We start from the raw sequence: 23,652 nt of genomic DNA, 5'->3' as shown, positions 1-23,652 counted from the left end.
ACACTTTACCCTCGGCCTATCCATAGTGAAACGATACTTACCTGTACTAGTTGCCTTATCCTTAACAGGGTGTGCAACCAATAGTGAGCTAAACAAAAATATACAGTTTCCCGACGTACCAGAAAGCTGGCAACTAACGGAGTCATCAATAGAGGTGCAAGACGATTGGCTTAGCCAGTTTAATCAAAGCCAATTAAAACCCTTGGTAGACGAAGCTCTTTTGCAAAATAATGCCTTACGCCAACAAGCATATGATGCAGAAATACTAGAACAACGCCTTGTGCAAAGTAAGGCTGATTTTTGGCCAACCTTAGATGCAAATGTTAGCTCTGGACGCAGCAGAAGTGTCAGTACCGACATAACCAGCACCAGCCACTCCATTGGGTTACAGTCAGGTATTGAAATTGATATTTGGGGTAAACTCTCTGCCGCACAACAACAAGCAAACTTAGACTACCTAGCCAGTAAAGCGCTTTACCAACAAAGCCGTCAAGACTTAGTCGCCAATGTGGTCAGCGGCTGGTTTAGTTTATTAACCGCTGCCCAATTAAAAGACTTATCTGATCAACGAGTTGAAAACGCTAAGCAAAACCTACAAATTATTGAGTCTGGTTACAGACAAGGGCTAAACAGTGCCTTAGACGTTTATCTTTCTAGAAATGAATTAAATAGTGAAATATCAAATTTAGAAGATCAGAAAACCTCTTTATTACAAGAAGCCCGAACCTTAGAAAGGCTATTAGGCCGTTACCCAAATGGCGCCATTGCCTCTGCTGTCAAAGGCGTGAGCTTGCCACTATTAGAGACTGACGTTCCAGTTGGGTTACCGTCAGATATTATTACCCGTAAAGCTGCACTCCAAGCAAGTTGGTATCAAGTGTTAGCTCAAGATGCGGGCCTTGCTTATGCACATAAACAAAGGTTTCCCAGCTTAAATTTATCGGCTTCTATTTCTGACAGTGCCAGTGAGCTTTCAGACTTATTATCAGGGCCATCATTTGCTTGGTCATTGCTCGGCTCAGTGACAGCTCCTATATTTAGGGCTGGTGACCTAAAAGCTGAAGAAGAAGTGGCAAGAATTCAGCTTAAACAGCAAGAACAAGCCTATTTAGATACACTCTATGGGGCGTTTTCAGATGTAGAAAATGCCTTAACCACTGAGTTAGGCTTACAAAAAAGTTATGTGGCCACACAAAACGCCAGTGAAAATGCAAGGGCGGCAGAAACCCTATCATTCGAACAATATCAAAAAGGGTTAGTGACCTATACCACTGTACTTGAGGCCCAAGGGCGCTCTTTCAATGCACAAAATGCACTAATACAAATTAAAAATCAGTTATTAGCCAACCGAGTTGACCTATACGTTGCTTTGGGTGGCGATTTTACTGAGTCTAAAAATAATAAAGAGGATGTGTTGATCAATGAGTAACGTGAAAAAGGTGGTAGTGCCGATAATAATATTAGTAACTACATTAGTGATAGCAAAATTCATATTTAGCAACCCTCCCAAAAGTAAAAGAGGCGGCCCTTCTGGCGCGTCTCAATTAACGGTTGAAGTGGCTAAACTTACCCCAGAAAAATTTACCGTAATAGTAGACACCTTTGGCACTGTTCAGCCTAAAATTCAAAATGCATTAGTGGCACAAGTGTCAGGGCAAATAACCTATGTTAGCCCACAGTTTCGTAATGGCGGTTTTTTCGATAAAGGTGACGTATTACTTAAACTCGACCCTAGAGATTACATAGCCGATGTAAAAATAGCAGAGGCCGACTTATTATCTGCTAAGCAGGCTTTACAAGAAGAGCAAGCTACGTCTCGACAAGCTGCCATAGACTGGAAACGCCTCGGAAACTCAGAGGAGCCGGGCGACTTAGTACTACGTAAACCTCAACTAGCGGCAGCAGAAGCCACCTTATTGTCTGCTGAAGCAGGATTAACCATTGCTGAGTTAGCCTTAGAGCGTGCCACAATTACCGCCCCTTACGGTGGCAGAATACTCGAACAATTAGTCGATTTTGGGCAAGTGCTTTCAGCGACAACACAGGTGGCCGAAATATACTCTACCGACACAGTAGAGATAAGGTTGCCTATTAACAACAGTGATATTGACCTCGTCAATTTTCCTGAAGAGTTCCGTAGCAGTGACAATCAAGCGGCCCCAATAGAAGCACGCTTTACGTCAAGCCTAAGTGAAAATCAAACGTGGCTTGGCAAAGTTACCCGTACCGAAGCAGCGATAGACAGTAACTCACAACAACTTTACATAGTGGCCCAAATAGAAGACCCCTACAACCAAGCACTACATCCGGGCGCATCGATTAAAATTGGTCAGTATGTCAATGCCGAAGTGCAAGGCAAAACCATAGAAGACGCTTTAGTCATTAGCAATAGCGCTATTTATCAAGGTACCTATGTTTACATAGTCGAAGATAACCTGTTAAAACGTAAAGATATTACTATTCGTTGGCAAAATGATGAACAAGCCATAATCGACTCAGGGTTAACCCCCGGAGACTTATTGGTTACCACACCACTTGGGCAAGTGAGCTCTGGCACAAAAGTGACAATTGCAGGTGATAATGCGACACCTCAAAAAAGAAAACCAATCAAAGAACAATTAGCCAGATTGCAGAAAAAAGCTGAAGAGCTAGGCATATCAGTAGAAGAGCTGCGTGCTCAGCGACAGGGAAAAGGCTCTGGTATCAGACCACAAGGCCAAAACTAATGACAAGCCCACAATGTACCGCCCCCTTATATAGCACTGGAGAATTGAGATGATTGCTTGGTTTGCCAAAAATCATGTAGCAGCAAACTTGCTGATGATAACTATTTTATTTGCTGGTATTTACAGCTTAACAAGCCGTATTCCTCTTGAAGTGTTTCCTTCATTTGAGACAGACAAAATTAATGTATCTGTAACCCTTAGAGGCGCAACACCAGAAGATACCGAACTCGGTGTCGCCATCCTCATCGAAGAAGCAGTTCAAGATTTAGAGGGTATTGAAAGAATAACCAGTGTCTCATCAGAAGGATCGGCGAGTGTCAGTATTGAGATTGATTCAGACTACGATGCGAGAGAACTTCTAGCCGATATAAAATCGCGAGTAGATGCGATTAATACTTTTCCTGCAGATGCAGAAAACCCAGTTGTATCTCTGGCTCAAAGAGTTCGCGAAGTGATTGCTGTGTCTATCTCTAGTGTGTATGGAGAAAAAGAAATCAACGAGTTTGCTGAGCAAATACGTGATGACTTACTGCGCATACCCGGAATTACCCAATTAGAGCTGGCTGGCGTTCGCGATTATGAAATAGCCCTAGAGATCCCCCAAGACAGACTCCGTCAATATGGGTTAACCTTGTCAGATGTATCAAATGCGGTGGCCAATTCAAGTAGTGACATCTCTGCTGGCAATATAAAAACCGAAGGTGGCGATATATTGATCCGCTCAAAAGGGTTAGCTTACCGTACCGACCAATTTGCTGATATTCCCATTAAAACAAACAGCGATGGCTCTATACTTCGTCTCAAAGACGTGGCAGATATTCAAGACGGTTTTGAAGAAACCCCAGTACGTACCCGTTTTAACGGCAAACGCGCCGCCTTTATTGATGTTTATCGTATTGGTCAACAAAGTGCTGTTGAAGTAGCTGATAAGGTAAAGCAATACATAGAAGAAAAACAACCGCTTTTACCAGAAGGTTACGAATTGAGTTACTGGGACGATGACTCGCAAATCGTTAAAAATCGTATTGCCACACTCACCGGCAGCGCCCTGCAAGGTGGCATTTTAGTGTTACTTCTATTAACACTATTTTTGCGCCCTGCTATCGCCTTTTGGGTATTCATTGGGATTCCTGTTTCGTTTATGGGTGCATTTTTAGCGATGCCTATATTTGGTGTCACCTTAAATATAATGAGCCTGTTTGGGTTTATTTTAGTGCTGGGGATAGTCGTAGACGATGCCATCGTCACGGGTGAAAACATTTACACCCATTTAAAAACCGCAAAATCGGGAGAAGAAGCAGCAATAAAAGGCACACAAGAAGTTGCGACTCCTGTTACGTTCGGCATACTCACCACAGTGGCTGCGTTTATGCCTTTTGCATTTATAGAAGGCAATCGCGGTGCATTATTCTCGCAAATTCCAGTCGTGGTAATTCCTGTATTGTTATTCTCACTGATTGAATCGAAGTTTGTATTGCCATCACACCTTAAGCGTATCAAGTTACGTAATGAAAAAAGTGGGCCGGGCAACCGTCTTGAGCAATGGCAGCAAAAATTCGCCGATGGCTTTGAAGCGGCTATCTTAAAGTATTATCAACCCTTACTTAAATTCAGCTTACGCCACAAATTATCAACCTTAGCGGTATTTATTGGCACCTTTTCTATCATCTTGACACTGCTTATGAGTGGCTGGACTAAGTTTGTATTCTTCCCTCGCGTACCAAGTGAAACGGTGGTAGCCAGCTTAACTATGACGACAGGTACAACGTTTGAAGTCACCAATAAATTCGTCGTTAAAATGGCAGATAAAGCCCAAGAGTTGCAACAAAAGTACACTGATGAAGATACAGGAGACAGTGTTATCCTCAATGTACTTGCCTCAACAGGTGGCCGTGGCGGCTCATCAAATGTGGGGTCGGTAAGGTTTGAAATTACCCCTCCCGAGTCAAGAGAAATATCGGTTACTTCTGCTGATTTAGTCCGAGAATGGCGTGCGCTAATTGGCCCTATTCCTGGCGCAGAAACGATTACTTACCGTGCAGAAACAGGTCGTTCATCAGACCCCATCGATGTGCAACTTAGCGGTAATAATCAAATCACTATGGAAGAAATAGCTGATAAAATTAAAGACAGACTAGCCACCTACCCTACTGTTTTTGAAATAGCCGATAGTTTGTCTGATGGTAAAGAAGAACTACAAATTGAGTTAACCCAGCAAGGTAAAGCCTTAGGCTTAACGCGAGTTAATATATCTGGTCAGGTTCGTAACGCCTTTTTCGGTAGTGAAGTTCAACGTATTCAAAGAGGCAGGGACGACGTACGGGTAATGGTGCGACTACCCATCGACGAACGCCGCTCCCTTGCTGATTTACAAAACATTTTAGTAGAAACGCCAAGAGGTGGAGCCGTTCCCTTGGCCCATGTTGCCACGTTAGTTCCGGGGAAAAGCCCAGCAAAAATAACGCGTATTGACCGTTTTCGTACAGTAAGCGTTACCGCTGATGTCGAAAAAGAAAATACCAATATGACGGTTCTACAAGCAGATTTAACCGAATTTGTGCAAGACGTTGTCAACCAATACCCGGGAGTTACCTTTAAAATGGAAGGTGAAGCCCGTGAACAGCGCGAATCATTCTCGTCACTTGGTGTAGGGTTGTTGATGGTGTTCTTTGCTATCTATGGCTTGTTAGCGATTCCGTTTAAGTCTTACCTACAGCCAATTATCGTTATGAGTGTCATCCCTTTTAGTATGATTGGAGCGGTAATGGGTCATTGGTTAATGGGGATGAGTCTTACCATTATGAGTGTGTTAGGCATGTTGGCCCTAGTAGGCGTGGTAGTGAATGACTCACTAGTATTAGTTGATTTTATTAACAAAAAGCGCGAAGAAGGTATGCGATTAATGGATGCGGTACTTACCGCTGGAGCGGCCAGATTCAGGCCGATAATGCTTACCAGCTTAACCACCTTTATTGGACTAATGCCATTATTGTTTGAAAAATCAACTCAAGCGCAATTCTTAATCCCTATGGCTGTATCACTGGGGTTTGGAATATTGTTTGCCACGTTTATTACACTAATTTTAGTGCCCATAAATTACATGTTGGTAGAGCGTTTGAAAGGAAACAGGGCCGACTCATCGACTCCTGCCCCTAAAGAATTACAACAAACGTAATAACTTTTTTATTTCGCTAATACAATCAAACAATATAGCGGCTTTGTGCATATTTTTGGCAAGGCCGCTAACAACGGTTATCTCGTTCTTCAAATAAGTTCGCTGCAGAGGTTAACGATACGTCGTAGTAACAAGGTTGATTGTTAAGAACTTTGTTTTTCTTGTTGTACTCTATTTTTCTCTGCCTTGCTTATCACTTAAATACTATTAAATTAAATACCTTCAGCCAAACATTGAGCGATGAATCAATGAAAACCTTACAACCCATTAAGTAAAAATCTATTATCTAGAGAATAGATTCAGAAAATACAACAGGATCAACATTTCCACCACTAACAACAACCCCAACGGTTTTCCCTTTAACATCTAATTTCCCAGCTAAAACAGCAGCTAAAGCAACCGCTCCACCTGGTTCGATGACGAGCTTTAATGTCGAAAATGCATATTTCATGGCATCACGTACCTCGGCGTCAGACACAGAAAGACCTGCGGTTAACAGTGCGTGGTTGATCGGAAAGGTCATGCTGCCTGGCTCTGGAGCTAATAACGCATCACATATTGAGCGCGCATCTGGTGCGTTTGATTCTCTCGTGCCAGAGATTAAGGAACGTTTGTGATCATCAAAACTATCAGGCTCTACACTATATACCGCTGTATCTGGACTTAATTGCGAGAACGCACTTGCCGTCCCAGCAATAAGTCCACCGCCACCGCAGCAAACCAATAACTGTTCTATCTCATATCCAAGTGCAAGACTTTGCTCTAAAAACTCCAAGCCAACGGTTCCTTGTCCTGTAATAATGTGATGGTCATCATAAGACGGTACTAATGTTGCCCCACGCTCTTTTGACAATGCCTTACCAATATCCTCTCTGCTTTGTGTATAACGGTCATAGGTCACAATTTCAGCGCCATACTCTTTTGTCTTTTGCATCTTAATTTCAGGTGCATCGAGAGGCATGACTATGGTTGCAGGTATTTTCAAAATCTGCGCAGCAGCTGCAATACCTTGTGCATGATTTCCTGAAGACCAAGCAACAACCCCAGCACGTCTTTGAGCTTGGCTAAGTTGAGACAAGCGATTATAAGCCCCTCTAAACTTGAATGAACCACTACGCTGCAGACACTCAGCCTTAATTAAGACCCTTGCCCCTGTATCGGCATTGAGTTGCGCACTTTCGATTATCGGGGTACGCACAGCCTGCGTTGCAATCCGGTCTGCAGCCTCTTTAATTTCAAGAATATCGATTATCATTGTATTACCTCCAATCTAATTAGTAATTTTGCTCATTTTTGGCAACATAAAAGCCATTGGCTAACAGTCGCTTTTTAATATAAATACCACACACTAAATTTACATAGATTGTAAAATGTATTATTGTTATAAGCAATAGACACGTATTACAATAACTACCTGAGAATTAACACAATGCAGCTACCTACTTTAGTCAGTAACCTTCCAACTCCTTGTTTGCTATTAGACATAAATAAGTTAGAAGCCAACATAAAGCACCTTTCTGAGCATATTGGGGCATTAGGGGGGTCTTTACGTCCTCATGTTAAAACGCATAAATCAATCGACGTTATGCGAAAGGTTATTGAAGGTGGAAACACCGAAGGTATTACAGTTTCGACACTGAAAGAAGCTGACTATTTTTTTGAAAATGGGGTGACTGATATTCTATATGCGGTAAGCATATCTCCAGATAAATTATCACATGTACAACATTTAATGATGGCAGGCTGTGACCTTAAAATAATTTTAGACAACATAGATGTTGCAAAGCTAGTTGCTTCTTACGGAGAAAGAAATGGAATTTGCTTCAAAGTACTAATTGAACTTGACACTGATAACCATCGCTCCGGTGTAGATCCAGAAGGCGATGAATTAATCGAAATCGCTGCGATTATCGATGGTAGTAAAGGGACATCAATGCTGGGTGTAATGACCCATGCTGGCGAGTCATACCATTGCAACACTCCAGAATCGTTACTTGAAATTTCTCATTTAGAACGAGACCGATCAGTTCTTGCTGCCGATAGATTAAAAGATGTCAAGCTTCCATGCCCTGTTGTGTCGATTGGCTCTACGCCAACGGCACTATCAATTGACGATCTCAAGGGCATAACTGAAGTTAGAGCGGGCGTTTACACATTTTTTGACCTAGTAATGGCCGGAGTTGGAGTGTGTCAACACAAAGACATTGCGTTAAGTGTACTGGCTTCGGTAATCGGCTTTCAGCATGCCAAAGGTTGGATAATTACTGACGGTGGTTGGATGGCGCTCTCTAGAGATCGCGGTACAAGTGGTCAAACCATCGACTATGGATATGGTTTAGTTTCCACAATAGATGGCCATGCCGTAAACAATTTGATTGTCAGGCAAGCCAATCAAGAACACGGAATTCTATCTAACTTAACCACTGTAAACTCCGTACGACCTGCCACGTTAAATATTGGCAGTCATGTTCAAGTTCTTCCTAACCATGCGTGCTCAACAGCAAGTCAATACTCAAAATATTACGTAGTTGACGGCGACCATGTCATAGCTGAATGGGATCGTATAAACGGCTGGTAATTTACGAGTTTCATTTTACAAGCTACAGGTATACCTAACTTTTAATTGGATAAAAAATGAGCGCATATAAAATCAATACAAGTTTAGTTAAGGTAGTTTCGATATTGTGTGTTCCTGTTGGGATAATGACTACGATACTCTTACCTTCCTCATCTTTAGCGGTTGAGACTCACACTAAGATTGTCACATCAAAACTTAACGAGACCGAGAAGTGGCTAAATAATCGTATTTTCGAAGCGATGAGCGATAAACATGCGCCAAGTTACAATGTGGGTATTATTCTCGATGGACAAGTTGCTTTGCAAAAAAGTTATGGTGTATTGGATGTGACTACCAAAACACCAACAACACTGACCACAACGTATCAAGTCGCTTCGATTACAAAGACATTTGTTGGGGCTCTGGCAGCGGTTTTCGCAGCCGACAAGCGTGTAGACCTAGACAGCCCTATTGCGCACTATGTACCTAACATAAAATTTCATCCAAAAATCGATGCGAATACAATAACGCTAAGAAGTTTACTCACCCATTATTCGGGTTTGCCTAGTAATCCCAATAACCGAAAGAACATAAGGGTTCCCCAGCTTTCTAACTATTTCGATCCGACTATCGGCGCACCCTATAGCTTTAAAGAGTTACTAGATGCAGTAGCGACCACTGAACCTAAATATACAGCAGGGGAACGTTATTACTATTCCAACTTTGGCATGTATTTAGCAGCCTATGTGTTGACAAAAGTAAGTGGCGAGACAGACTTTTACCAGGCTCTATCAACTCATATTTTAACGCCGCTTCAGTTAACGAATACCTTTGTCAGAAAATCCAATAAACACGATGCTAATATGGCAACACCTTATGCTTCGAATAATGACAACAGCTTAATAACCACATCTTTAGGTACCCACCAACACATCGCAATTCCACCATGGACATTCGGAGACGTTACAGGAGCGTTAGGGCTTTCATCAAATATTCTTGATTTATCAAAATATATCGCTCACTTAATAAACGACTCACAAAAACCTTCACCATTAAGTTTACAAGCACGAGACCTATTATTTGAATCAAACGCGGAGTTTATTAAAGACAACGCACATGTGTTTGAAATTGGGTTAGCCTGGCGTATTAGGCCGTTTGGTCGTTATGGTACAATATACTCTCACGGAGGACATAACGACGGGCATCATGCCTATATATTGTTTTCTCGCGAGAAAAAAGTTGGTGTAATTATGCTGACCAATGGCCCTCACGACATCAACAAAACGTTAGCAACGCAAACTATGCTGAAGTTGATGCAGACTTTCCATTATGAGTCTCCCCTTTAGAGAGCACTATTTTGAATAGTGCAGCCTTGCTAATTATGGTTAGATAGGGACGAAAAAGATAGCCTGCATAGTAGTAAGAAGACATTGCAATAACACATCATGAACTGAACCTAGATTAATGTTGAGTCTCAAGTATTAATACTTCAATCAAGACTCCTTTATTCTTTACTCCCAACGTTAAGAGTAGATAGAATCTATAAAATACGACTATAGGGATATATAAGAACCATTCTAAATTGATTGTTTTACATCCCTTAGACGCTTCAATCGTTCATCATGACCGCACATGAACGATCAAAGTGAAACCTTACCTGAAAGTTTAGATAACGACCCGTAACATAGCATTAGCACCATTGCTGAAAATAGACACGCTGTAGATATTCCAACAAAAAGGCTGAGGTGGCTATACTCTGTAGATAACGCACCAACATAACCCGTTAACCAACTTCCAATCCCAATAGTTAAGTACCAAGCTCCAACTACAAAACTGGTCAGATGCTTTGGAGCAAGGGCAGCAGCAGCTGATATTTGAGCAGGCCAAACCAACACATCGCCTAATCCAAACAAAATATAAGTAAGTACAATCCACAGTATCGAAACTTTCTCGTTATCTCCCCCGATTACGTCGCCCAAGGCTAATAAAGAGTAGGCAATGCCGATACAGATTAGGCCAAGAGCCAACTTATAGATTGCATCAATCTTAGGGAATTTATGTGCTACAAGCTTTACCAAATATGGCGCTGATACAATGAAGATGCCTGTACTAATACTCAAAAACCACGTTGCTGGTATCTCAAAGCCCCAGACAACTCTATTAACCTTGTTTAGCGTATATAAGTTTAGCATGCCGCCTTTTTGATAAAACGCTACGGCATAAATAACAGTAAACACCCCCATCAAGACAACAAGAGCTAGTCGTTTTTTGTGTTCTAAACTCAACTTAATTGGCTGTTCATTTCTGGATTTTGAAGGGTTTTGTGGTTCAATTCCAATATCGCCCAGGTACTTTTTCTGCCAAATTATGTAAGCAGTAATACCTACTACCATGCCCAACGCTGCCGCCGAAAACCCCGCATGCCAACCTAGCTTTTCTCCTAGCGTACCTGCAACAAAATTAGCCGAAAATGCCCCTAAATAGATACTAGACATGAAAAAAGCAAAGCCTGAATCACGAGATTTTGACCCTGGTGCGTAAAAATGGTTAATAATAGAAGATACCGCAGGTTTGATTAAGCCAGTACCCATTACAATCAACCCTAACCCTATTAAAAAGCTCCATAACTTAAGGTGATATCCTACAACTAACCAAGAATATTGCGTTACCTGATCAAGGCTTAAAGATGATACTTGTATCAATGTCTCTTTATCTGCAAATAACGTTTCATAAGAAATATTAGACGATAACAACAGATTCGAAATTGGCTCATCACTCAGTAAATCGATGAGATATGGAAAATAAACAGGACCGCCTAACAGCAGGTGCCCCACAGTAACAAGTAGGCCTCCATAAAATATACACTTGCGTTCTCCCCAATAGTTATTGGCAATCCACCCTCCAATAGCAGGAGCAGCAAAAATGAATCCACTGTAGATACCCATCAACTTGAGAGCCGTTTCCGTTGACCACTGTAGCCCCCCGGTATTAGCATTTGCGGTTAAAAACAGAACCAACAACCCAAGCATTCCGTAGTAACTAAACCGCTCCCATAATTCTACACCAGAGACAAGAAACACTCCTTTTGGGTTACCCCACACTTTATTATTCATTGAGCATCTCTTCTCTATTTAGCACTGAAAATTGGCAAGGTTAGACTGGATGCTTGTTTTCCACCGAAAGAAATCGTTAATTCTGGAGATGGTGAAAATACTGGTGCAAGATAATTATGCATATCAGCTCCCGTAATAACCAAACGGATTCTGTTCCCTTTCTCAAATAAGTTTGCCGTAGGTTGCAAAGCAAACTTCAACTCGGTCACACCTTCGGTGAACGCTGAAGTTTTACTGACATCAGCGCGAGTAGAACTAGGAATTGGTACCCCCAGAGTATCATTAGCAATTTTGACTAATTTTCTATGTGAGGCGCGCACAACCCCTTCGGTTAAATACAGCGCATTACCTTCTGCATCAACCTCCTCTAAATAAGCAAATATTTCACCATCAACTGCCGTTGAGTTAGCGTAGATGTTAAGAACAGGATGACCGACAACAAGTGTATCCTCTGTTAGCGCAGCAGATGTAAATGTTAGAGCTCCCTCTCCACTCGCATGCTCAATCATGTTTGGATACACCATTGAGGGCGCACTGCTCATTGAGTCATGGAATCGAGAATACGGCCCAGTTGTTTTGGTGTAATCAACGGTAAATTTAAGAGACGCAGCCTTATCCCTGCCTGTTGATAACGTGCCATCGTCAACTGAGTCAACTTGAGTCGCTAGAGAATTAAAATAAAATACTTTAGAGCTTGTTTCACTTAATGGCCATGCATCAGTGCTATTCCAAATCAAATTTTTATCACTATTGCTGTAAGAATAATGAATTGCATCTTCGGCCATCACTCCGTTATCAATCCCTTTTAACCAATAATCAAACCAGCGCAATGATTCAGATGACAGCAATTCCCTAGCTTCAGCTTCAAACCCATCAAAATAGTTATCGTCAATACCGTTATCCTCATTTGGACCATGACTCCATACACCTGATGTGAGCTTTTTAGGCCCCGTAAAACTATTAAACAAATTGAACGCGCCAATCGTGTCTTCGTCATACCATCCCGTCCAAATATACATAGGGATAGCCGCTTTTTGAATGTCATTCATAACTGCACTTGGCGATACCAAGCCTTTGTCTCTGGCGTTAGAAAAAGCAGCAGTATCTCGATATATATGTAACCCTTTTGCGATTTCTTGTTGTAATTCAGGCTTTCCTTCAAGGGCTTTTTGAAAGCGAGGAGGCACCATCATGAGCTCTAGAGCTTGTAGCGGAGATGAGAATTCAAAGGCTTGCGTTACTTTTAGCATAGTTGCTATCAAATCCGGAGCCACATCTTGCAGAGCAGAAAATAAAGCATTAGGAGGCGAGTTCAACTTTCTGTATTCTAAAATACTCTTTAATTGTTCTGAACTCATATCATTATCAACAGGTGCAACCTTTGGAGCACTTACCATATTTCCACTTGTTTGGCTTAGGCCGTCTTTTTCTGCTTGCCCTTGCCCAAATGACAAAATACCTTTGTGTAACAGTCCACTCCCTCCTGTCGCTAACTGATACAAGTCAAAAATTGGCACCGCTGGAAAAATAGCCTTTAGCTCTGGAGGAGCAAGTGCTGCAATTTTTAATTGGGTCATACCATGGTACGAGCCGCCTATCATACCGACTTTACCTGTACTCCATGGCTGCTCTCCGATCCATTTAATAAGATCAGCACCATCGCGAGCCTCACCTAGCGCGTGGTCTCCTTGGCTAATCCCCTCAGATGCCCCAGTCCCACGAGACTCAGCGCGTACAAATACGTACCCATGACTCATTAAGTTAGCAATGGATTCGCGGCCTGTATCCCAATACAGCAAACGCCCACTATTGTCTCTAGCCACTAAACTGCCAATTTTTTGACCAGGCTGCCACGGACCAAGATTAGTCATAATAGTGCCATCTGCAAGCTGCTTCGCTCGCCAATAACGTCCATAATAAAAGATAACAGGTAAAGGCTTAGTCTCAACCTGCCCATTTACAGCAGGACGAAATACATCTACCGCCAACTTAGTGCCGTCTGCTACTGAAATATACTGTGATGAACGGGTATATTGAGAGTATTCTTGACTAGGTCTATATTCACCAAAACTAGATTGCGCCTTTGATGAAACAGACACCACACAAAACATAATAGTAAGCAAAAGGTAAATATTCTTGAGCTTTCTCATCACTTTATATATCGATAATTTCATAACTTTCCATCACTTTATTTTTATATTTAAGTATTTGCCGCACATAATTTGCAACACAAAATTCAATCACACATCACTGACGGGCATGCGTATAAAATGCGCTCTTTGAGACGTAGTAAAACCAATCGCATCACTTGCGGAGTTAGGTATAATTCGAGCTGTAAACTGCGCTCCAGTGCAATAAGGCCATTTTTTATAAGCCTCAAAACTATCTTTATCTATTGGGCGCAGATAAAACTTCAGCGAGCCGACCGTCATCACAATAGAGTCGTCTACTAATTTTATCTCTGCGAGACCAAATCCAGTGTTATCTTTGAACTTTCCAATTAAGGGAGCTAATAAATTTTGTTCATCTTTACTAAGCTTACTTTGTGCAAAGGAGTGCAAACTTTTTCCGCCACCTAATAAAGTCTGATGTTCTAAAAACAGTGCTTTCCAGTCTGCAATTTCCACCCCCAAGACGTTATCAACTAACATCTGAAATAACATACGAGGTAAAAATGGATTGTCTCCATTTGCTAATATAGAAACCGCGAAGTCATGCCCTTCGATTAATGCTGTGAGAGAACGAAAACCATCGATTGAACCAGTATGATAGACAATACGGGCCCCAAGATACGTGTGAGTGTACCATCCCAAGGCATATGCTTCATTTTCTACTAAATGTTTGTACTGGCCCATCGCCTGTGATAATTCATGCTCGGAAAAAGGCCCTATGTCATCCATATGAGGAATACGAGCTAACCTTAGTTGGTCTAATGCTAACACCTGAACACCTTTTAATGACTTGCCAGTCATTAAGAAACGCATCCATTTAAGCATATCTTGTGCTGTGCTGTTGATCCCGCCAGCAGGAGCCGCCACATGGTCCTCGTAAACCCACGGAATAGGCGCTAAACGGCCGTCTTGCCATAAATGAGGAGACGCAAACTTTCCATCTTGTTGAGCCAACTGATGCGATACATTAGTATTTTCCATCTCTAAGGGAGCAAATATTAATTGCTCAAAGCAGGAGTCCAGATCCAGCTTTAATACTCTTACCATTATCTCACCAAGTAAGGTAAAGCCATCTGTACAGTAAGCGTAGTGTTCTTTAAATGCATGTCTGAAGGGTTGGTCTTTTAATCTAGCGATGAGGTTTGTTCTATCTGATGCAACTTGCCGATGACGGCCTTCAGATGGAAGCAACCCTAAGCGATTACACATCAGGTCACGAATGGTAACCGCACCATTTAACCCATCTTCTGAGAATTCAAGCTCTTTGATATATTGTTTAACAGGGTCATCAAGTCGAAGTAACCCTCGATTCTGCAGTATTAATATAGCCACAACAATAAAAGGCTTGGAACACGAAGCAAGAGCAAAGCTCGTTTTTTCATCGACAAACACACGACCATCAGATCGACAAACGCCAACACAAGAATGAAAGCTACTAGCTCCTTGCACAACAGACATTGCGATACCCGGTTGAAGCCAGAGTTGCTGAGTATCTCGCAGAAGTGTGTCTACAAATTCTTTCACTTCATACACCATAAAAAAATAATACATAGATTTTATAATGTATATTATAATTGTCAACAACGATTACAATCCCACCTAATTTATCAGGAAATAAAATTGTAGTTACAATCAAGTTCCATATACTGACCACTTTGAATAAAATGATAAATTGCGATCAGTCAGGAAGAGTCGCTATCAGACTATTAAATATTAATGACGAGTAATGCACATGACGAAAGCTAATAATACAGTAACTCCTCAATTAAGACGTTCACAGGAAGAGCGTAGGCAAAAAACACGCCGCAACTTAATTGATACTACAATTAGTGTTATCAACGAAAAAGGTTACGCTGCAATGCGAACCGGAGATATAACAAAAAAAGCGCAAGTTACTTGGGGAGCCGCACAGCATTTATTCGGCAGTAAAGCTGAACTTATGATCCAAGTTGCCTCTCAAGTTTCGGATAGCCTAATACGTTATCTTGAAACAGATATTCAAGTTGATTTGCCAGCTGATGAAAAACTAGTACAAGTCATCGATCAAACTTGGAGCCTTTACAGTAGCGAAAACTACTTTGCTATGACAGAAATAGTCAGGGGAACACGCAAAGATCCGCAAATACACGACTATATCGTTGATGCCCAGATAAAAGTCACTGAAAAAATTGAGAAACTCTGGGTACGATTGTTTTCGAGTAACTCCATCCCAAATGCTGATGTATTGCGCTTATGTCATCTTGTTACTCTTTACTTGTCAGGTTTGGCTTCTCGTAAAATGTATTCAATGCCGGGAGCTAATACTAAGCAGCACATAGATGAAATTAAAAAGTTTACATTAGATCAAATCAACAAGACACAGGCATAACTGTTTGAAGAATCAAGCATAGGTTTCAATCAAAAAGTAAGGTGTTATGGACTTTCCATAATAGATAAAAAGATTTAACTATCCCTTCATTAATTCCAAACAATTCTACGAATAACAACTCTAGTGGCTGCTACATTATTCAGGGACAACTTATACGCAACAGTCGATAGAGGCACAAACGCTTTAGTTGGAGATGAGGAACAATACGAAAGAACATTCAGTATTAACCGGCGTATTAAATACGCCAGTTAATGCTGACACTATGATTAGAATTCAAATGTAAGTAAAAGATTATAACTTGCAGAGTCTCCAAGCAATACAGTGACATCACTAGCATCACGAACGTACTCTTCATTTGTTATGTTTTTTCCTACAAAGTAAACACCAACACTATCCCATTCATACCCAACTTTGGCATTGATTAAGATATGGCTATCCAATTCATCAATAATTGGACGATTGCGCGCATCGTCATAGGACGAAGACGTGTACGCTGCATCGGCACTTATTAACCAACCATCGTTATTATAACTTCCTCCCAAAGCAATCTGTGCTGTTGGAGCAAACCTGAACTCGTTGCCAGACAGGTCAAGCCCAGCTGAAACAAACTCAATGAACTCTGTCTTTGAATAGCTTGCTGAGGCAAACACATCAAAATTTTCGTTTACAACAGCCGAGAGTTCAAACTCTGCACCAGATAGCTCAGACTTACCCGCATTAACTGTAACTGAATCAAATCTGTTAATCGGGTTCTCTGGCTGTATGGAAACCTGTTGATCCTTCCAATCCGTATAATAAATATTACCATTTGCGGTAATATCACCATCGGCCCACAATGAGCGAAACGCTAACTCGTAGGTCCATGCGTATTCAGAGTCATAAGACACCGATAAAGCACGAGCCAAGTTAAAATCTGATCCACCTGAGCGATATGCGCGTTTTGCACTAGCACTGACTGACATATCTTCATCAATCGAATATGTTAAAGATAAACTTGGTAAAAATGCGTCATATTCTTCAGTATTTACAGGAGAGTCAGCTATTGCTGCTGCAACGACAGGCTCCAGTATAGGTACTAAAAATTCAGGTAGATTAGGATCGTCAATGACAGGATTATTCAAGCCATCCAATGATTGCTCTTCGTTGTCATAACGTAGGCCAAACATGACTCTCCACATATCGTTAAAACGATACTCTCCTTCAAAAAACATTGCATAATTTTCAACATCCGTTTGTTCATTTAAGAGCACGCTTAAATTAAAAGATGGTGGAACAAGAGACTGTATAGACTCAGGAAAAATACTTACATCTAAAGGAAAGTCTAAATTGTTGATAAGTTCATAAGATTCTTCTGACGAAAAGTAATAAAGACCAAGTAACCCTGTAAAATTACCACCACGGTCATAGCTAAAGCGCACTTCTTGAGATTGATATTCGTTTTTCGTTTCAACACTAGAACCATCTGTTGCGCCTGCGGCTGTGAAATCTTGATCAAATAATTGCAACTGTTCAACATCAGAGAATGACGTGATACTAATGATATCCACCCCTTCCCACAAATCATCGTATTTTACTTCTAAAATCGCATTTTTAGTGGTTGTGGTTGTCATATCTCTAAGGTTGCTATATGCCAACCGATCAAAAGGATCAATCGCAGCACTTTCCTCAGTATCAGAGAATAAATTAACGTTTTCTGTACCAAAACGTCCTTTGGAATAGTTATGCGTGAATTTTACAGACAGCCCTTCTATATCAGCTGGCTCCCATAAAAGTTTCACTCTACCAAGTGCATTATCTTCTAATGCCCAGTCATCCAAACCTAAGGTTACATTTTTAACATCACCATCTGTATGATTTTTATCTAAAGCGACTCGAAAGGCGAGCTCATCGGGTATGAGTGACCCGCCAACTGCAGTAGAAAACCGATAAGCACCATTTGAACCAAAGCCTACTTGTCCTTTTCCGCCCCATTCAAAATCAGGGTCTTGGGTGTGAACAACAATAGCACCTGCCAGAGAATTTCGGCCTTGAGTCGTCGCCTGAGGTCCTCTAAACACTTCTACCTGAGCAACGTCCCACATGCTTAGTGGGCCGCCTTTCCCTGCAGCTTCAGACTCTAAAGGAGCGCCATCAACATAGATGGTAGCCAAAGGATTGCCTCTTGCGTTTTGGCCTTCACTATTGACACCACGCACGGAAAAGGTCAAGTCTCCCCCCCCAGAACTAACGCCAGCAGTTCGCTTTAAAATGTCGAAAACGTTATCTATTGCGTTGTTTTCGATATCAATTGAACTGGTAATAGCGACAGATGAAACGGTGTCTTGAACAGTTCGTCCACGCTTTTCACCTAAGACAACAATTTTTTCCCAAGACTCACCTTCAGACACAGGCTCATTGGCTGCCTCTTCCTGAGCATTGGCGACTTGTGTGACACCCAACATACAACTAATAGCTAATGCTATAGGCTTAATAGAAAACGTTTTACGCTGTAAATTTATCATTAGTTCTCCGGATATTCTCATTGTATTTATTATTGCTTTCAATTTTACTTACCAACCAACTTACATAAAATTTAAAATGTAAGTGTTGCCAACCGTATATCATTTAAATATAATTTGCAATCTATGTAACATAAGGCTGTATAAATGACAAACTCCAAAGACGTTTCCCCAACTGGAAAACACCTCAATTTTTCTGTTGAAGAGTACAACACTCGATTAACCAAAATTCGTACAGAGATGAGACACCGTGACTTGGATTTACTCTTACTAACAGACCCATGCAATATTTATTATACAACTGGGTACGATGCATGGTCATTTTACGTGCCCCAATGCATCCTTATTTCAGCTTCAGAGGTTGAGCCAGTATGGATTGGTCGAGAAATGGACCGAACAGGCGCACTTATCACCAGCACATTAAGTGAAAACAGCATAGTTAGCTACGATGATAAATTTGTTCAATCACAGCAATATCACCCAATGAGTGTTATGGCAGAACAAATACGTGCTCGATTCGGTAGCGATCTACATATCGGTATTGAAATGGATAGCTACTATATGGACATCCAATCATACATAAAGATGCAAAGTGAGTTGCCCTTAGCGAAAATATCTGATGCTAGCCTACTTGTAAACTGGGTAAGAGCGATAAAATCAGACACGGAACTTAAGTATATGCGAGAGGCCTCAACCCTGGTTGAAAATGCCATGCAAGCTGCAATCGATTTGATTGAGCCCGGAGTAAGAGAATGTGATGTGGCTGCCACAGCATATAGTAATTTAGTGTCAAGTAACCCAGATTTTGCCGGCGCATATACTAGCACCCCTCCTTTAATACCTGCTGGCGAGCGACTTAACACCCCCCATCTGTCGTGGAACTCAAGCAGATATGAAAACAACACCCAAGTGAATCTAGAATTAATGGCATGTAGAAATCGCTACCATATGCCATTAGGTCGCTCATTGTATTTGGGCAAACCAAATGCAACGTTAAGAAAAATTGAAAGTGCAATTGTTGAAGGACTGGATGCCGCATTAAGTTTTATCAAACCTGGTGTAAGAGCCTGTGATGTAGAAGCGACATGGCAAAAAGCAGCGTCAAAACACAATGTCCAGAAATCAGCTCGTTGCGGATACTCCCTTGGTATAGCTTACCCACCTACTTGTGGTGAAAAGACAGTTAGTCTCAGACCAGATGATAAAACCGTATTGCAAGAGGGCATGTCATTTCACCTCATGCCAGCCATTTGGCATGAAGGCAATAGTTTAGTCATCACTGAACCCTTTGTTGTTACTAAAACGGGTGTTGAAACCTTTTGTAAATTTCCTCGGAAACTATTCGAGAAATAACCTCAAAAAATAGTTTCAAACTTTAACAAAATGAGTGCGTTTTAGGCTGTTTTGCAACACAAGTAAATGAGATCTAGCGAATTTGAAATGAAAAGACAGAATCAAGAAAAATTAATAACTTCATTTTTAGCAAATAATACATTGATACCTGAGGATTTAGTCACAGCTTCTGCTGAAGGTATTGAGGTGTTTAACCCTGCCAATAATGACTCTCTAGGTAGAGTAAAATCGTTTGGTAAAGAAAAAACTCAAGAGTTGATTAAACACAGTGAAAACTCCCTTCATGATTGGCAACAAATAGGTGCATATCGGCGGGCTGAAGTATTACACGCATGGGCTAATCTAATTGAGAAGAATGCTGAAGACTTAGCAAAAATAATTACATTAGAGCAAGGTAAACCCATTACAGAAGCCCGTGCAGAAATTAACTACGCGAAATCTTTTGTTACTTGGTTTGCAGAAGAAGGTAAACGTCATTATGGAGAAGTGATCCCGCCATGTAAGGACGGAACCAGGATGCTCACAATGCGCCAACCCATTGGCGTTTCAGCAGCCATTACACCTTGGAATTTCCCATGTGCCATGATTACTCGCAAAGCCAGCGCAGCACTAGCAGCTGGCTGTAGCATGATAGTACGTCCTGCAGATGAAACCCCATTCTCGGCAATCGCTTTACAAAGCTTAGCCGAGCAAGCCGGTATTCCAAAAGGTGTATTGAGTACAATTGTAGGCCAACCAGAGCCCATTGTTGACGCATTAACACAAAGTGAAAAAGTACGTGCTTTAAGTTTCACTGGGTCAACAAAAATAGGGAAACTAATCACCGAGAAATGCGCGAACACTCTAAAGAAAGTATCAATGGAACTTGGCGGCCACGCACCTTTTATTGTGCTTGAAGATGCAGATATCGACGCTGCTGTTGATGGCGTAATCGCTGCAAAGTTTGCCACATCTGGACAAGACTGTTTGGCTGTTAACAAGTGCTTTGTCCATAGCCGTCTATATGCAGAGTTTGTGACAAAAGTGACTAAACAAGTGAGTAAGCTTGTTGTGGGTGATGGAATGAACGAAAACACTGACATCGGGCCCCTAATTTCTATGGCGGCGATTAATAAATGTCAGGAGCATGTGGACGACGCCCTTAGTAAAGGTGCAAAACTTCATGTTGGAGGGAGCAGCTCCGAGCAAGGCAAACAGTACTTTTTACCAACCGTCATCTGTGACGTTAACGAGCGCATGTTAATTCGACAAGAAGAAACATTTGGTCCCGTCCTGGCGATCACTCCCTTCAATGACACTGAAACCCTAGTAAATGAGGCAAATAATACGCCCTACGGCTTAGCAGCGTACATCTATGGCAGTTCAATGAGAAACCTATGGAAAATCAGTGAAGCGCTTGAGTATGGAATGGTTGCCCTAAACACACCATCAATGACAGGCCCACCCATACCATTTGGAGGATTCAAACAATCTGGGCTAGGTAGAGAAGGCAGTAAATATGGTTTAGATGAGTACACCGAACTTAAGTATATATGCCTTGGAAATATGTAATTTATCCCTTTTAAATATCACATTAGGAACTATGTAAAATGAACAGTATAAACGATCTCGACCGACAAACACTTGTCCACCCTTTTACACATTTAGCCGACCATGACGCCGGAAACACACCGTCCAGAGTAATTAAAAAAGGGAGTGGTATTCGTATCTATGATACCCAAGGAAAAGAAATAATTGATGCCTTTTCGGGCTTATATTGTGTCAATATTGGCTATGGAAACGAGGCAGTTGCAGATGCAATAGCCAAGCAAGCCAAAGAGCTAGCTTACTATCATAGTTATGCTGGACACGGAAATGAGCCTGCGATTAACTTGTCTAAAGAAATACTGGAGTGGTATGGCGAAGGCATGTCACGTGTGTTTTACGGTATGTCAGGGTCGGATGCGAATGAAACACAGGCGAAAATTGTTTGGTATTACAATAATGTACTTGGCCGCCCAAAGAAAAAGAAAATTATTTCTCGTTTACGAGGATATCACGGGGCCACTGTGATATCTGGCAGTATGACAGGGCTTCCGTTTTACCATACAGCGTTTGACATGCCAGCAGGACCAATTCTACACACCACCAATCCGCATCACTATTTCGAAGCGAAAGGTGACATGTCACAAGCTGAGTTTTCAAAGCAATGTGCTCATGATTTAGAAGAAATGATCCTTCGCGAGGGCCCAGAAACAATAGGCGCTTTTATTGGCGAACCAATGCTTGGCACCGGAGGGATCATTCCCCCACCAGAGAACTATTGGGACGAGATCCAAAAAGTGCTCAAAAAATATGACATTTTACTGATAGCAGATGAAGTTGTTTGTGGGTTTGGAAGGCTAGGTTCAAACTTTGGTTCTCACCTTTACGGCATGAAACCTGACCTAATTACTGTTGCTAAAGGTTTAACCAGCGCTTACCTACCATTATCAGGTGTAATTGTCGGCGATAAAGTATGGGACGTGTTAAAGAAAGGCTCAGATAAATTTGGGCCATTTAGTCACGGTTACACCTACACTGCACATCCTTTATGCGCAGCGGCAGGGGTTGCAAACCTTAAAGTACTTAAGGACCTTGATTTAGTTAATAATGCAAAGAACACGGGGGAGTATTTTAACAGCCAACTCAAAAATGTGTTTTCAGAGCATCCACTGGTGGGCGAAGTACGGGGACAAGGCATGTTAGCAGCCATAGAGTTCGTTGAAGATAAAGATAAAAAAGTCCGTTTTGATCCTAGTAAAAAAGTAGGCGCTCAAATATCTGCAGCATGTTTAGAGCAAGGCGTCATTGCTCGCGCAATGCCCCATGGCGACATATTAGGATTTGCCCCTCCTTTAATAACGACTAAAACAGATGTAGATGTGATCATCGAAAAAGCGCGAATAGCCATCAATCAAGTTACGTCGAAGCTTTAATAAAACAACGCTTAAGTGCATTCTGAGCTTGTTGACTACAAGGTCAGAATGCTGAAAATATACAGGACCGCTATAATGACAGATCAAAAGATCGTATCTATATCAACTCCCAACGCCTCTCCTGCTGGCGGACATTATTCTCAAGCAGTAATACATAACGGAAATATTTATGTATCTGGACAATTAGGTTTTACTCCAGGAACTAACCGCAAAGAGACAAATGATGTCAAAGAAGAAACATATAATTGCCTAGAAAACTTGCGTTTAATATTACAAGCAAGCGGCGCGAAGATCTCCGACTTAGTTAAAGTAACAATCTACATTTCAGACGTTGAGTACTGGCCTACAGTAAACTCGGTTTATGCTGACTTCCTTGGTCAACACAAACCCGCTCGTGCAATAGTGCCATGTAAGATTCTACACCATGATTTTAACGTTGAAATTGAAGCAATAGCAGCGATTGCTAAAAAGTAAATACACTGAAGAAAAAAACTAAACAAGTGGTAACTACTTTGAAAATTAACTAACAACAGAATAAATTTTGCCAAGCGTGACAAAAGTTAATTTTGAAACGTTTGGTAATTTTTCTTAATGGTAAATACCTATCTCATCAGAAATAACGTTATCTAGACGGCCTCAACTAATCAAATAGACAAGCATTTAAAAAAATAAACCTCATTGCTGACCGACCATATAATTACCCAGAAGATTCTCATTACCTTCTCATCATTCGG

General features: G+C 41.4%; 15 protein-coding genes. 10 read left to right on the top strand and 5 right to left on the bottom strand.

What is annotated here, in order from left to right:
* Nucleotides 1–22: 22 nt before the first annotated feature.
* Genes ABJD71_RS15030 through ABJD71_RS15020 form a run of 3 tightly spaced genes read left to right on the top strand, consistent with a single transcriptional unit; the run spans nucleotide 23 to nucleotide 5,901 of the window.
* Entirely contained in the window at nucleotides 23–1,429 is a 1,407-nt protein-coding gene (locus ABJD71_RS15030; RefSeq protein WP_348171942.1) for a TolC family protein, read from the top strand.
* Entirely contained in the window at nucleotides 1,422–2,726 is a 1,305-nt protein-coding gene (locus ABJD71_RS15025; protein WP_348171120.1) for an efflux RND transporter periplasmic adaptor subunit, read from the top strand. Before ABJD71_RS15030 ends, ABJD71_RS15025 begins: the two co-directional genes overlap by 8 nt.
* A gap of 49 nt (nucleotides 2,727–2,775) precedes the next feature.
* Nucleotides 2,776–5,901, top strand: coding sequence for an efflux RND transporter permease subunit (locus ABJD71_RS15020; RefSeq protein WP_348171117.1), 3,126 nt, complete (start codon nucleotides 2,776–2,778; stop codon nucleotides 5,899–5,901).
* A gap of 286 nt (nucleotides 5,902–6,187) precedes the next feature.
* Here the strand turns inward: ABJD71_RS15020 and ABJD71_RS15015 are convergent, their stop codons facing one another.
* On the bottom strand, nucleotides 6,188–7,156 hold the full coding sequence (locus ABJD71_RS15015; RefSeq protein ID WP_348171114.1) for a threonine/serine dehydratase: 969 nt from the start codon (nucleotides 7,154–7,156) through the stop codon (nucleotides 6,188–6,190).
* A 174-nt stretch (nucleotides 7,157–7,330) separates the two neighbouring features.
* Between ABJD71_RS15015 and ABJD71_RS15010 the strand changes: the two genes are divergently transcribed.
* Nucleotides 7,331–8,479 carry an alanine racemase gene (locus ABJD71_RS15010; RefSeq protein ID WP_348171111.1) on the top strand — a complete coding sequence of 383 codons (1,149 nt, stop codon included), beginning with the start codon at nucleotides 7,331–7,333 and terminating at the stop codon, nucleotides 8,477–8,479.
* 56 nt (nucleotides 8,480–8,535) lie between these two features.
* Nucleotides 8,536–9,804 (top strand): serine hydrolase domain-containing protein, encoded by a 1,269-nt coding sequence (locus tag ABJD71_RS15005; protein WP_348171108.1) that lies wholly within the window; start codon nucleotides 8,536–8,538, stop codon nucleotides 9,802–9,804.
* Between the two features lie 294 nt (nucleotides 9,805–10,098).
* On the opposite strand, the gene ABJD71_RS15000 is transcribed toward ABJD71_RS15005, so the two are convergent.
* The 3 genes from ABJD71_RS15000 to ABJD71_RS14990 form a co-directional block, all read right to left on the bottom strand.
* Complete coding sequence (locus ABJD71_RS15000; protein WP_348171105.1) at nucleotides 10,099–11,571, bottom strand: peptide MFS transporter; 1,473 nt, start codon at nucleotides 11,569–11,571, stop codon at nucleotides 10,099–10,101.
* A 14-nt stretch (nucleotides 11,572–11,585) separates the two neighbouring features.
* The gene (locus ABJD71_RS14995) at nucleotides 11,586–13,745 is read right to left on the bottom strand and encodes a CocE/NonD family hydrolase (protein ID WP_348171102.1); all 2,160 of its coding nucleotides are present in this window, start codon (nucleotides 13,743–13,745) and stop codon (nucleotides 11,586–11,588) included.
* A gap of 66 nt (nucleotides 13,746–13,811) precedes the next feature.
* Entirely contained in the window at nucleotides 13,812–15,266 is a 1,455-nt protein-coding gene (locus ABJD71_RS14990) for a serine hydrolase domain-containing protein (RefSeq protein ID WP_348171099.1), read from the bottom strand.
* 208 nt (nucleotides 15,267–15,474) lie between these two features.
* On the opposite strand from ABJD71_RS14990, the gene ABJD71_RS14985 reads away from it, so the two are divergent.
* Entirely contained in the window at nucleotides 15,475–16,110 is a 636-nt protein-coding gene (locus tag ABJD71_RS14985) for a TetR/AcrR family transcriptional regulator (protein WP_348171096.1), read from the top strand.
* Between the two features lie 266 nt (nucleotides 16,111–16,376).
* Here ABJD71_RS14985 and ABJD71_RS14980 read toward each other — a convergent pair whose 3' ends face one another.
* Entirely contained in the window at nucleotides 16,377–18,611 is a 2,235-nt protein-coding gene (locus ABJD71_RS14980; RefSeq protein ID WP_348171093.1) for a TonB-dependent receptor, read from the bottom strand.
* Between the two features lie 144 nt (nucleotides 18,612–18,755).
* On the opposite strand from ABJD71_RS14980, the gene ABJD71_RS14975 reads away from it, so the two are divergent.
* The 4 genes from ABJD71_RS14975 (at nucleotide 18,756) to ABJD71_RS14960 (ending at nucleotide 23,392) form a co-directional block, all read left to right on the top strand.
* Nucleotides 18,756–19,961, top strand: a complete 1,206-nt coding sequence (locus tag ABJD71_RS14975) for a Xaa-Pro peptidase family protein (RefSeq protein ID WP_348171091.1) — start codon at nucleotides 18,756–18,758, stop codon at nucleotides 19,959–19,961.
* 87 nt (nucleotides 19,962–20,048) lie between these two features.
* Complete coding sequence (locus ABJD71_RS14970; RefSeq protein WP_348171088.1) at nucleotides 20,049–21,512, top strand: NAD-dependent succinate-semialdehyde dehydrogenase; 1,464 nt, start codon at nucleotides 20,049–20,051, stop codon at nucleotides 21,510–21,512.
* A 38-nt stretch (nucleotides 21,513–21,550) separates the two neighbouring features.
* Entirely contained in the window at nucleotides 21,551–22,918 is a 1,368-nt protein-coding gene (locus ABJD71_RS14965) for an aminotransferase (RefSeq protein WP_348171085.1), read from the top strand.
* Between the two features lie 75 nt (nucleotides 22,919–22,993).
* Nucleotides 22,994–23,392: a RidA family protein gene (locus ABJD71_RS14960; protein WP_348171082.1), complete on the top strand. Its 399-nt coding sequence runs from the start codon at nucleotides 22,994–22,996 to the stop codon at nucleotides 23,390–23,392.
* Nucleotides 23,393–23,652: the final 260 nt, after the last annotated feature.

Origin of the sequence: Paraglaciecola sp. (genome assembly GCF_039943935.1) — a bacterium.
GTDB lineage: Bacteria > Pseudomonadota > Gammaproteobacteria > Enterobacterales > Alteromonadaceae > Paraglaciecola.
The sequence above is the reverse complement of the archived record's forward strand: the minus strand, read 5'-3'. Positions and strand labels throughout refer to the sequence as shown.